Genomic DNA, 12,680 nt, shown 5'->3' on the forward strand with positions numbered 1-12,680 from the left:
GACTAACTACTCACAGGCCTCCGGCCGGCCAGTACCGCAAGCAAGGTGGCGCGAAGGACACCTTCGTGACTAACTATTCACAGGCCTCCGGCCGGCCATTACCGCAAGCGAGGTGGCGCGAAGGACACCTTCGTGACTAACTATTCACAGGCCTCCAGCCGGCCATTACCGCAAGCGAGGTGGCGCGAAGGACACCTTCGTGACTAACTACTCGCAGGCCTCCGGCCGGCCAGTACCGCAAGTCGCTTTGCAGTATGGACCGGCCGGAGGCCTGCGAATAGTATGTGCAAAGCCGGAGCTTTGCACGAGCGCATGCTGCGCTCTTACTTCTTTCCTCCCCTTCCTCCCTCTTCCAAAATCTTCCTCATCTTCCGGTAAATCTCCGTATTCTCATACACGCCCCGGAAATCCAGTGAATGCGGGCCGTAGGCGAAAACGGGTACCATAATGCCGGTGTGGTCGCTGGTGCTGAACTGCCCGTCGACGTAGCCGGTTTTCAGGTTGCCGTCCAGGAGCGTGAGGCCTCCGGTTTCGTGATCGGCAGTGACGATAACGAGCGTTTCGCCATTGGAATCGGCGAAACGGAGCGCCTCTCCTACCAGTTTATCGAAATCCAGCATTTCCGTTACCACGTAGGGTACGATGTTCGCGTGGCCGCCGTAATCCACCTGCGCGCCTTCCGCCATCATGAAGAAGCCTTTCGGATTCGATTGCAGCGATTGAAGTGCTTTTTGAAATGAATCTTTCAGAAAATCGCCCCGGCCTTTTTGCATTGATACCACGTGTTTGTCGTCCAGCAACACGAAAGGCGCTTTCATACTGGCCAGGTCGTCCCAGTTATTAGATACCTGAAAACCGCGTGCTTTGAGCGAGTCGGCCGTTTTCGTTTTATCAAAATGGCTGTAACCGCCTCCGATCAGTACATCCACCGGTTCTTTCAGGTAATCGGTCGCGATTTCGTCCATCTGGCTTCGCTCCGGGCGGTGCGCATAAAAGCACGCTGGCGTGGCGTCGGTAATGTCGCCCGCGGAAATCAATGCCGCTTTCCGGCCCGTAGCTTTCACCTGACGGATAATGGACGGCACCGCTACCAGGTTGGAATCCACACCAATTGCACGGTTGCGGGTTTTATGGCCGGTAGCAAAAGCCGTAGCACCTGCGGCGGAATCGGTAATGTAATTGTCAGAGGAAGCCGTTTTCGAGAAACCGATATTCAGGAACCGACCGAGATTGAGGTCCCCGCGGTTGGCAGTAAGGCCCGAGTAAATCTGCGCCAGGCCCATTCCGTCGCCAATGAGCAGGATGATGTTCTTCACCTTACCCAGCGCGTCGTTGTTTTTGTAAGTAGGTTGATAGGGCTTGTAAAACTCCGTGGATTGGTACTCCGCGTTTTTACGGCCACTTAGAAACGTGCCCAACTCGGCGACATGGTCGGTATTGATGTAATCCGCCCCGAGGTTCATCAGCACTTTCCACGCATTGATATTGTCCGGACTCGCCCAGAAACGGAACGGTTTGCCCATCGCATGTGCATTGGCAATCGCATCCACGAGCGCCTTGCGGTCTTTTTCTACGGGAATACCTTTTCCGTTCCACTGCGAATATTTGTGAAAATCCTGGCTGATCATCCCCAGCCGGGCGGCCTCTGCGGCGGTATAGTTAACACCCGGACGGCCATCGAAGAAAATGTAGGCGGGATACTGCCCGAACTGATCCGGCGCCGGCGTATTGCCGCTTACGACCACTTTCACGGAACCTTTCGGCGCCAGCAATGCCTCATGGGGCGCTAATGCTTTCACCAAAGCCTGCAAGGTAGGCTGCGAGGAAGTCTTGAGGTCGACCAGCAGGGTCATAACCCGGCTTTTATCCTTATATATGCTTCCCTGGTTTTGGTTGGTTTGCTTGATAATCTGCTGCAAATACAGCTTGTCGAAAGTACGGTCGGCACTGATGTCATTCGCATCATGCGCAACAAAAAGCGTGTCGTTGCGGAAATGCACGTCGGCCTCTACCGAACCGAACTGATGTCGGTACGCTAGCGAAAACGGTGCGGCCTGCATGTAATCGTTATGCGAATGCGCGCACGACAACGGGTTGTTGTGGCTGTTCTGGGCGGAAGCGGCCCAGGGCAAAAGGGCAAAAAGGGGAATTAATAATAGGGAAATAGCTTTCATGAAACGGTGTCCCGGCGGTTTGAATATATGGTTGGTACCGGGATTTGCCGCAAATATCCGCTGAAATGGCATTCGCTAATTAGAGAATACCATTTTCATAACAATTATTTAAAACCGTTCGGCTTATAGCCCGTTTCCAAACCACCGCGCCTTGTACACGTGCATGTCCGGGAATGCGAACTTGCGTGCGGGCTCGTAGAATTTTACATGGAATGTCCACCAGCTTTCTTCCGGAATCGTGTAAATGTATTGCCCCGAGGCATCACGGCCCAGGCTTTTGACATTTTCCGCATCCGGGAATCCCGGGATTTTGGCAAACTGCTGCGTCGCCAGACTGAACAGCCAGGTACCGTGGTGCTCTGTCACAAACAAATCGCCCGACGCATTCGCGGGCTGTAACTCGTGGCCTCCTATGCCCGGTATCGTCCATTTGTCCACCATTTTGAGGCTATTTCCGGAAATGATTTTGTACTCGCGCAGCACATCGTAACCCAACGCGAAAAGACTTTGCCGTTTTTCGTTCCACACCACGCCATGCGCCGAATAGAGGCTATCGGTATATAGCGGCTTGTCGGGCTGTTTCAGTGAAAAAAGCATTAATTTGTTCCCTGCCGGATGTACGGAAGCGGCAGCGGCGATGAGGTCGCCGGGCAGTAGTTCTATGGAATGCGAGTTGGGAACGCTGGCACGGAAAAGCACCTTCTTGTCCCTCACATTCAACAATGCAATGGCCCCGCTGGACGATGAAACAAGCAATTGCTTACCTCCGCGAACAGCCTTGCAATCGTCCATCGTGTTGAACAGTTTCGTTCGGAAATGCTCTGGCAACTCAATCGCCTGGTGCGCATCCCACGACCATTTGATTTTGGGGATACTGTCCCTGGATTTGGAATAATCCACGACCAGCACTTTGCTGTCGCCACAAACGAGGAAGGATTTCTCTGGAATAGATTGGGAAAAAGCAGGACTGGCGAAGGCGATCAAAAGACATGAAACGCCGGAAGCGATTCTGTTCAGAAAACGGGTCATGGAATATGTTATCACTGTTAAAAAATAAAACTACCGCGAAGTTAGCGTCGCAACCGGCCGGTTACACCCTAAAAGGCGCTATCCGTCTGAAAAATAATGTATTCTTAACAATTTGGAATTATCCTGACCATACGCTCCCCGTAGCTTTGGGCATACCAACCAGCACTTTATGTGGGCTTATTTATTTCTTGGCAACAACAGGTTCCTGAAATCCATTTCGTGGCTCTTTATTCTCTTCTTACTTTCAGAAGCCACCCCTGCACCCCGTGAAATGACCGAACAACCCGGTGCCTATCAGCCGCAATCGCCCCCCGACTCCGCCACGGCGGGCAGTTTTTCCGTCATTACCTATAATATCGCCGGGCTTCCCCAGCTCATCTGCAGCGCCGCCACACCCCGAAAGGAGAGTATTTCCGCCATCGGGCGCCTGCTTAACCGCTACGACATCGCGCACGTGCAGGAGGATTTCAATTACAATCAATATTTATACAATAGCGGCAACACCCATCGCTTTCGCACGCCCACCAAAGGGGCCGTCATGACGGGTGACGGACTCAATACCCTCTCCAAATTTCCGGTGAAGCACCTCCGCCGCATTGCGTGGACCGACTGCACCGGCGCCGACTGTTTTACGCCCAAAGGTTTCACCTATACACGCATTGAAATCGCCCCTAACCGCTTTATCGACTTTTACAACGTACACGCCAACGCGTACAACCACCCCCGCGCCGCACTCGCCCGACGCCACAACATGGAACAGCTGTCGGCCTACATCCGGCAGCACTCGGCCGGCAATGCCGTGATCGTCATGGGCGATTTAAACGGCCGGTACAGTTTCGGGCAGGATAATGTGGATTGGCTATTGAGGGAGAATGAATTGACGGATACCTGGGTGCGTTTACATTGCAACGGAATCATTCCAAAAGTAAAGGCAGGATTGCCTCCCAACGATATTCTGTCCATTGATGATTCAACCGAAACGATTGATAAAATACTTTTTCGGAGCAGTGCGTCCATCCAATTGGAGCCGTTCGAATATGTTTTGGAAAAACAATCATTTTACAATACTAATGGTTTGCCACTTTCGGACCATCACCCTGTTTCCGCACGATTTAATTGGAAATTATTTGAACCCATGATTACTTTCACCCCTTGAAGTAAAGGCTATTCTACGATAAAATTCTACATATTGAAACAGCCGATTTTAATCTCAATAGATCAAAAAAAATCTCTGCGTTATTTCCCATCGGAGATTTGTAAATACGCATAATTACCTTCTATATTGCCGCACGATTAAGCACCTCTGATTTTACTGCACATTTTTCATTCCTGTCGAATTCGCACGGAAGACATTTTCTTTTCCCGACGATTTGCCATGCCATTCCAACATTGAGGTGTTCCCCGAAAAACCTGTAAAAGAGTAGGGAAAATTCACAATTCATGTACAATGAAAAAATCAGTACAATCGTCGCTGGTGGCGGCAGCCCTTTTGCTATCTTTTACCTCCCTTTCAGCTAATGCACAATCGGTTTCGCAGGATTCGTCACGCAATGCACGTACGCAAAGCTTTTCAGGAACGGTTACGTATGATGGTTCCGGTGCGGGGACGGGAGGGAGTGAGGGAACCTACGTTGGCTACAATGCAGGCGCTGTAACAACGGAAGCAAAAAATTCATTTTTCGGTGCAAATAGTGGACCAGTTAACACAACTGGCAAGTTGAACACATTTGTGGGTGCGTACAGTGGTTATAGTAACACCACTGCGAGTTCCAACACTTTCGTCGGATATCATGCAGGTTATACCAATACGACCGGCGGGTTCAACACTTTCGTAGGTAACCTCTCAGGGAAATTTAACACGACCGGCTTCTGGAATGTGGCTCTGGGCTTACAGGCCGGATACAACAACACCACAGGTAATTCAAACTTATTTCTGGGGAATAATGCCGGTTTCAGTAATACAACCGGGGAGGCCAATGTCGCTCTTGGGATTAATGCCGGGTCGGGAAACATAACGGGAAATGGCAACATATTCATAGGTACAGCTGCCGGTTCAGCGGAGACAGGGAGCAATAAGTTGTACATAGCCAATTCTAATACATCCAATCCGCTTATAAAGGGCGATTTCTCCAATGGCACACTGATTTTTAATGGAAAGGTTGGCGTAAGCACATCTACTTTCCCAACTACTGTGGGCACAGCGGATGTGAGTGCTTACAAACTGTTTGTAAAGGGTGGCATATTGACAGAAGAAGTACGGATTCGCACAGGCTGGGCTGATTATGTTTTTGCACCTGGTTATCAATTAAAGGATCTCGCATCTGTTGAAAAGTACATCAACAAAAATGGCCACTTACCCAATGTTCCTTCTGCAAAAACAGTGGAGGAAAGCGGTCTTAGCTTAGGCGAAATTGCAAAAGTTCAGCAGGAAAAAATTGAAGAACTGACCCTATATCTGATTGAGCAAAACAAAAAACTACAAGATCTGCAACAACAATTCAACGAGTTCAAGAGAACAACAGAACGTTCAACTGAAAAAAATTAAACCCGAGTTTCTCTTAAACTATAATAGTTGAATTATGAGATCAATCAAATTTAAGATAGTTCTCCTACTTCTTTTTTCATCTCTGGCCACATTTGCCCAGACCGAAGAGGAAATACGGGAAATACAGAAATCAACGAATATTGACACCCTTCGGAAGATGGGTGAGGAGTTCAAGGCAAAGTACGAGGTCGAAAGAAAAAGGCTGCTGGAGCTTGCCCAAATTAACGGCTGGGCCGTTTCTATCGATTTGCCTAACGGTGGGAAGAAAGAATTGATTGGCGTTACTGCTGATATGAAACCTATTTATCAGGAGACTTTTAATGCGGGCTCATCCAAGATGATGGGAGCTGATAAGCTGTATACCGGTGGCTCACTAGGCTTAAATGTCAACGGAGAAAGTATGACCGCAGTAGTTTTTGAGCAAAATATTCGCGCAACTCATGAGGCCTTTGAGAATAGGGTGTTATACATGGACCCAATAGCGACATCTGTCAGTAACCACACAACACATGTTACGGGAACAATTGCGGCTTCGGGAGTATTCCAGTCAGGGAAAGCCCGCGGGATAGCGCCCAAGTCTAATGTAAATGTCTACACGACATCTAATATTGAAACGCGGCAAACGACACTGGCAAGTAATGGCCTCCTTGTCTCTAACCATTCTTATGGAAATTATGGAGGAGACTATAACTCGGCGAGACGTAACCAGGATGCGATCATGTTCAATGCCCCTTACTATTTGTCAGTTTGGTCTTGTGGAAATGACATAACCCTCGATGTGAATGCGCCTGAAAAAAACGGCATTTCTGTGGCATCCGTGGAACAAGCTAATAGCTATACCGGTCCTAGTTCCGTCGTGGCAATGTCCTATCCGGGTGGCACGTGGGGTACTACTCCCGGCCCGTCTGATGATGGTCGTATAAAACCCGATATTTCCGCCAAAGGCGTAGGGGTGTTTTCTACGATGGCCTACCTTCCCAGCTCATCAACTCCCAGCGACAATACTTACCATGATGGTGACGGTACATCGTTCGCCTCGCCTGCTGTTGTCGGATCAATACTATTACTCCAACAACATTTCACGAACATCAATTCGAGATTCATGAGGGGAGCCACTGTTAAGGCCCTCATTGCCAATTCGGCCAAAGAAGCAGGACCCAATCCTGGTCCAGATGTTACTTTTGGCTGGGGTTTAATGGATGTAGAAAAGGCAGCAAATACGATTACCAACAACGGAGGTAAGTCGCTGATATCTGAAGACAAAATCCTAAATGGCTACTCCTATTCACGCGAAATCGTTGCCGACGGCTCGGAGCCACTTGTTGCTACAATCTCGTGGACCGACCCACCTGGTCCGGTTAAACTAAACAATGACACAACTTCCGTCCTTGTCAACGATCTTGACCTTCGGCTTTCCGCAAACAGCGCCACCTACTTCCCATGGAAACTCGATTGGTCGAACGGAAAAACCAGCGCCAAAGCAAACCCTGCCCTACAAGGCGACAACAACCGGGATAATACGGAAAAGATCGAAATCCCGAACCCCGTTGCCGGACAAGTTTACACGCTTACAGTAAATCATAAAGGTTCCATAGGCACGGGACAAAACTTTTCGATCGTTATAACAGGCCTCAAAGAATGTGTTGCAAGCCGGAATATTGTCTCTCCTGTAAACAGCTTTGCATCTGTTACAGAGCAGGCATCATCCGTTATTACGTTGGCTAACACGCTAGATTCCAATGCGCACGCAATATATCACGCGGGCGACGAAGTGGTGATGACGACAGGCTTTACTGCAACGAGGGATTCGCAATTCCGCGGCTATGTTGAAGGTTGCACCAACGACTACGCTGCCAGACTACGCCCGGTTGAACGAGCAGTTGTTACTTATCCTATGCCAATCGGTACGGAAAGTACAACCGAACTCCCCGAAAACGCCGTATACCCCAACCCGGGCACAGGCCTCTTCCACGTGAAGCTCGATGGCATTCCCTCGGGTAAGGTGGAAGTCGTGGCCGGCGACGGACAGGCAATGTTCAACAGGCCTTTCAAAAACCAGTCTGAAATGGAAGTGGACATCAGAAACTCAACACCGGGAATCTACATTCTGCGCGTAGTTTCCGACCAGAAAGTCCTGACGAAAAAGATCGTTAAAAAGTAGATTATTGTTGTGATAATGAAAATGGGTGCCGGAAACCGGCACCCATTTTTTATGTCCTACGACTGAACCAGCACCGGGAAATTCTCCACCGTCTCCTGAATGCTTTTTCTGAACTGGAAGGGCGTCAGCCCGGTGAACTCTTTGAAATTGCGGATGAAATGCGATTGATCGGCGTATTCCTGCTCGAAGGCGATGTCGGAAAGTTTGTCGTAGGAATGGTTGCGAAGCTGATTGAGCGACGCCTGAAACCGACATATCCGCGCAAATAGCATGGGCGACAGACCGATTCCTTCCTGAAAGCGCCGTTCCAGCGTGCGTTCCGACACTTGCAGTTCGAGCCGGAGATCTTTCATCGAAACACCACCCTGCGACCGGATGATCCGTTGCAATGCGTAACGCGTGGCGGATTGCAGCGCGTGATCGTTGCGGCATATTTGTTCCCAGAGACATTCGGAAAGAATATTGGCCTTGGCTTCCACATCGGCGGCACTTTCGAGCCTTTCCATGAGTCGCCTGCCATTCAGCAAAAGGTCCAGGTCGAGGCAGTCGTCAGTCAGTTCTTTGGAATCCATACCGAAAATGGATTTCAAGGCATGCGGACAAAAGTAGACGCCGATCGTACTGAAAGTGGCCGGCGAAACGATGCGGGTGTGCGCGGTCGACTGCCCGTACAGGAAGATGGACGCCAGTTCCTTCCCCTCCTGAAACGACGCCCCCGGCGATTGCTGGAAAATGATGCCCGGAGAACCGTCGGCGATGGTCACAAAATGCGCCTGCTCGTCGGGCCGACCCGAACTTTCGAGTGCCCAATAGTACCGGACGTAGTCCCGTAAATGCGGCGGCGGCTGGATCTGATGGTATTTCATGGCTATCGGGTATGGGAGCAAGTTACCTATTTTTTAAAACAATCCCCTGAGATATTGCTGAACGCCAAGCGGTTTGCGTCCCAGAAACCCTTCCAGCGAATGGTGCGTCTTTTCGAACTCCCCGGCCCGAATGCTGTCGGCCATGCTGGCGTAAAAGCCGGCTTCCTCTTCGTCCAAACCAAAACCGAGCAACCCTTTCCGGTAATCTTCCGGCGAAATATCGGTATGGGCTGCATCCCGATAGCCCGCTATATCCTTTAATTCCAATGCGATATCCGCAAAACTGAACGCTTCCGGCCCGGTAATGTCGTGTATCGCATTATTGAATGCAGGTCCGGTAAGCACATGCGACAATGCCTCGGCAATGTCCCTCCGTGACACGAAGCTTACCCGTCCGTTGCCCGACGGATAGAAAATCCGACCGTCGCCCATGGCTTCACCAATAAACAGCGGGATCGTCTCATGATACATGCTATTCCGGAAGAATATGTATCGCATACTGCTCTGGCGGACCAGCGCCTCGGTGTTCCGGCAAATGTGTGCCGCGTGGAAATGCGCCGACTCCTCCGGAAAAAGCGTGCTGGTATAAACGATCTCTTGCACACCGCATTTCACCGCGGCATGAACCACCCGCGTTTCCTGCGCCATCGCACGCACGCCCGTGGCGGAGGCCGATATCTGCAATAACCTGTGCACGCCGGTCAGCGCACGCTCCAACGATTCCTGGTCTTCGTAATCAGCCACGCGGATATGCATGCCCGAGCCCGCATACTCGCTGAGTTTGCCGGCGTCGCGCACGACCGCGACAATGTTTTCCGGTTTTGTTTTTTTCAATAAAAATGAAAGGGTGGCTTTCCCGAGGTTCCCGTTTGCTCCGGTGATGGCTATCATTGTTTTGTTTGTTTTAGTTTAAAGCAAAACTAGATTCCGCCCGTCCCTCAAAATAGAACAAAACCGACAGCCCTGACTTTTCGGCCCCCGGTAAACTTAATTTTTCACAATCATCCTTAGATTTGAGATTACACGCCCGGTAGCCCGGACGTCCGAAGATTCCGTTCAGCATTATGGAGAATTACAGTATCGTCATCTTTATCATGGCCATTATGATCGGCCTCTCAGCCATGGCCGACAGCATCAGGATTCCCTACCCCGTCCTGCTGATCACCGCCGGGATTGCCATCGGGTTTATTCCCACGTTGCCGGTAATCGAGCTCAACCCTGAGGTCGTATTTCTGATATTCCTGCCTCCATTATTGTATGACGCGGCATTCAACATCAATTTCCAGGATTTCCGAACGAATATCAATACCATCAGTACTCTTGCCATTTCGCTCGTCTTCATCACAGCGTCCGGCATTGCGGTCGTGTCTCACTACCTGATTCCGGGCATGACCTGGCCGCTGGCATTCGTGCTGGGCTCCATATTGTCGGCCACCGACGCCGTTGCCGCCATGAGCATTACCAAGGGTCTTGGTCTTTCTTCCAAAACCAATACCATTCTGGAAGGAGAAAGCCTGGTGAACGACGCGTCCGCGTTGGTCGCGTACCGTTTTTCGGTCGCCGCCGTAACAGGCTCCGCATTTATATTCTGGCGGGCCACCGCCGAATTTGCCGTGCTGCTGCTCGGCGGCGCCATTATAGGGATTGTGATCGCGCGCATTCTCGGCGCTATCATCATGCGGATTCACCACAATGCGCAGGCTACCATCGGCATGATGCTCCTGATGCCGTTCGTCGCCTACCGGGTCGCAGAAGAGCTCGAAGTATCGGGTGTGATCGCGGTCGTAATCCTCGGCCTCGGTATCGCCGATTACAGCAAGAAGATTTTCCCGGACCGCCTCAAAACGCAGTCCAAAACCATCTGGGAAATCATCATTTTCCTGCTCAACGGGCTCATATTTATCCTGATCGGCCTGCAATTCCCCTATGTAATCAAAAACATCAGCAGCGACCAGCTCCTTCCCTACATCGGTTACGCGTTGATTATCACCATTATCGCGCTAGTACTCCGCATGGTGCGGGTTTTCTGGCAAAGAGCCAACCTCCAAAAAGGCTTTGAACGCGGACACAGCCGGATCAGCGAAAACGCCCTGCTCGATTTCAAAAATAGCCTCATTATCAGCTGGTCGGGCATGCGCGGCATCGTCTCGCTCGCCATCGCCATCGGTCTTCCCACGCACCTGCACGACGGCACGCCCTTCCCCCTGCGCGACGCGATTATCTTCATTTCCGTGGCCGTGGTACTATTTACGCTGATCGGACAAGGGCTGACGCTGCCCTGGGTTGTGAAGCGGTTGGGAGATTAGACGTTTGATAATTCATCGGACGCCGGTTGATGGTTCCCCACACGGAAAAATAGTTTAGCACTTTGAACCTATCTATGTTTAGCGCCATATCGATTTAAATCGACGTGGCCGGGCGTGCTATTCTCGTCCGGTTTGGTAACATTCTGATACTGCTAAACTTGGTTATCATGAAAACACACATTACCATTTTGTCTACGGTACTTTCCGCATTTACGTTTCTCGCTTGTTCCAATGTGGCAAGACAAGACATCCAGCCCCAAGAGCCGGAGTTTATGGCCAAACCGCTCGACTCCCTGAATCCGCTGATCGTAGCAGAAATAACAAGGCCGGTTAAAGCCGACCCATCTTTCAGTTGGGCACCCAAACCGGGTTCCGTCGACCTTGGAAGCCTTAAAACCGCTTCCGGCAAAGAACCCGTACTGATGGTGATAGGCGAAGCGCGCGCAGCCGGTTACAGGGACGGCGGCTTGTGCCGGCAAGGGCAGCTTACCTCCTACCCTAACCTGGTTGCCCGGCAAATGGGCCTTGCTCGCTTCGATCCGGGGCTTTTTGAGAAAGAAGAAGGCAATGGATCCGGGTACATTGTGCAGGATCCTGGCTCAACATTGCCGAGTTGGTCAAAGGTTACTAACAACCTTGCATTCAGCGATCAAAAAACTATGCGAATGAAACCATATGCTGGCGGAGTGGTGCATAATGTTTCCGTCCCGGGGAATGGTGTTACTAAATATGTATTAAATCTGCATACACTTTATAATGAAGTCATTGATTTCGCAAAAAATAGCCCCATACCCACTTCGGCGCTTACTGCTAACTATCTGTGGACGACCGGAATGGTGCCCCTTGCACTGATTAACCGAATCGTTCCCAAGGAAAAGCCGAATGTCTGGGCGCATTTAAATCAAATGGATCCGGACATCGGCATGATCGACCTCAACGCCGACCTTTTCACGATGGCATACATCGGCGGAGGGCAGTCAGGGATTATGGGTTCCAGAGAAGTTTTACCCGAGCGCCAGGCGATCGAATACTTTCGGAAGAAGAATGCCCGGTACGTTCACATGACCATCCCGGATGTGCTTGACTTTCCCTATTTCAAATGGTTTACATTAAAGCGACTCGCTAAGCGGACAAAAAATCCGATCTATTCCAATTGGGGCTCCGGAAGCGTTTTGGCGGATAACAAAACGATATTTCTACCGACTTTTAACGTCATCAATGTCCTCAACGGCAGCCCTTTTGAAACGCTGGAAGAATACGACGTGATCCTACCGGCCGAAATCTCGAAGCCCGAATGGCACAACGACTCCGAAATTGCCGCCTATGCCCGCGAATTCGGCCATCCAATAGTCGATTTTTACAGCATTTACAAACAAATCGTCAACGGCGCTTACATCACCGACGACGGTTTCCGCATCGATCCATCCTACCCCAACGGAAATTTCTTTTCCGCCGACGGCATTCACCCCACCGCAATAGGCCAGGCTGTACTTGCCAATGAGGTGATTAAAGTATTGAATAAAAGCTATCAAGCGAAGATTCCATTGATCGACGTGGAGCTGTTTGCGGCCGAGATGAAGAAGGTAAAGTAGGTCAATT

At 50.6% G+C, this 12,680-nt stretch carries 9 protein-coding genes; 5 read left to right on the forward strand and 4 right to left on the reverse strand.

Annotation, left to right across the window (positions count from 1 at the left end; translation table 11 throughout):
- Nucleotides 1-323: 323 nt before the first annotated feature.
- Together J7619_RS10245 and J7619_RS10250 are read right to left on the reverse strand one after the other, a co-directional pair.
- Complete coding sequence (locus tag J7619_RS10245) at nt 324-2,174, reverse strand: alkaline phosphatase (protein WP_291197603.1); 1,851 nt, start codon at nt 2,172-2,174, stop codon at nt 324-326.
- Between the two features lie 123 nt (nt 2,175-2,297).
- The gene (locus J7619_RS10250) at nt 2,298-3,203 is read right to left on the reverse strand and encodes a DUF6528 family protein (protein WP_291197605.1); all 906 of its coding nucleotides are present in this window, start codon (nt 3,201-3,203) and stop codon (nt 2,298-2,300) included.
- A 169-nt stretch (nt 3,204-3,372) separates the two neighbouring features.
- Between J7619_RS10250 and J7619_RS10255 the strand changes: the two genes are divergently transcribed.
- From J7619_RS10255 to J7619_RS10265, 3 genes are all read left to right on the forward strand, one after another.
- Nucleotides 3,373-4,359 (forward strand): endonuclease/exonuclease/phosphatase family protein, encoded by a 987-nt coding sequence (locus tag J7619_RS10255; protein WP_291197607.1) that lies wholly within the window; start codon nt 3,373-3,375, stop codon nt 4,357-4,359.
- A gap of 291 nt (nt 4,360-4,650) precedes the next feature.
- The gene (locus J7619_RS10260; protein WP_291197609.1) at nt 4,651-5,748 is read left to right on the forward strand and encodes a hypothetical protein; all 1,098 of its coding nucleotides are present in this window, start codon (nt 4,651-4,653) and stop codon (nt 5,746-5,748) included.
- A 34-nt stretch (nt 5,749-5,782) separates the two neighbouring features.
- Entirely contained in the window at nt 5,783-7,909 is a 2,127-nt protein-coding gene (locus J7619_RS10265; RefSeq protein ID WP_291197611.1) for a S8 family peptidase, read from the forward strand.
- Nucleotides 7,910-7,965: 56 nt separating this feature from the next.
- On the opposite strand, the gene J7619_RS10270 is transcribed toward J7619_RS10265, so the two are convergent.
- Both J7619_RS10270 and J7619_RS10275 read right to left on the reverse strand, forming a co-directional pair.
- Nucleotides 7,966-8,775, reverse strand: coding sequence for a helix-turn-helix domain-containing protein (locus tag J7619_RS10270; protein ID WP_291197613.1), 810 nt, complete (start codon nt 8,773-8,775; stop codon nt 7,966-7,968).
- Between the two features lie 33 nt (nt 8,776-8,808).
- Nucleotides 8,809-9,666, reverse strand: a complete 858-nt coding sequence (locus J7619_RS10275) for an NAD(P)H-binding protein (RefSeq protein ID WP_291197615.1) — start codon at nt 9,664-9,666, stop codon at nt 8,809-8,811.
- A 173-nt stretch (nt 9,667-9,839) separates the two neighbouring features.
- Here J7619_RS10275 and J7619_RS10280 point away from each other — a divergent pair, with 173 nt between their 5' ends.
- Both J7619_RS10280 and J7619_RS10285 read left to right on the forward strand, forming a co-directional pair.
- Nucleotides 9,840-11,081, forward strand: coding sequence for a Na+/H+ antiporter (locus tag J7619_RS10280; RefSeq protein WP_291197617.1), 1,242 nt, complete (start codon nt 9,840-9,842; stop codon nt 11,079-11,081).
- Nucleotides 11,082-11,248: 167 nt separating this feature from the next.
- A complete protein-coding gene (locus tag J7619_RS10285) occupies nt 11,249-12,673 on the forward strand; it encodes a hypothetical protein (RefSeq protein ID WP_291197619.1) in 1,425 nt (474 codons plus the stop codon).
- Nucleotides 12,674-12,680 lie beyond the last annotated feature (7 nt).

The sequence above is a fragment of the Dyadobacter sp. genome, from assembly GCF_017744695.1.
In the GTDB taxonomy this organism is placed as follows: Bacteria; Bacteroidota; Bacteroidia; order Cytophagales; family Spirosomataceae; genus Dyadobacter.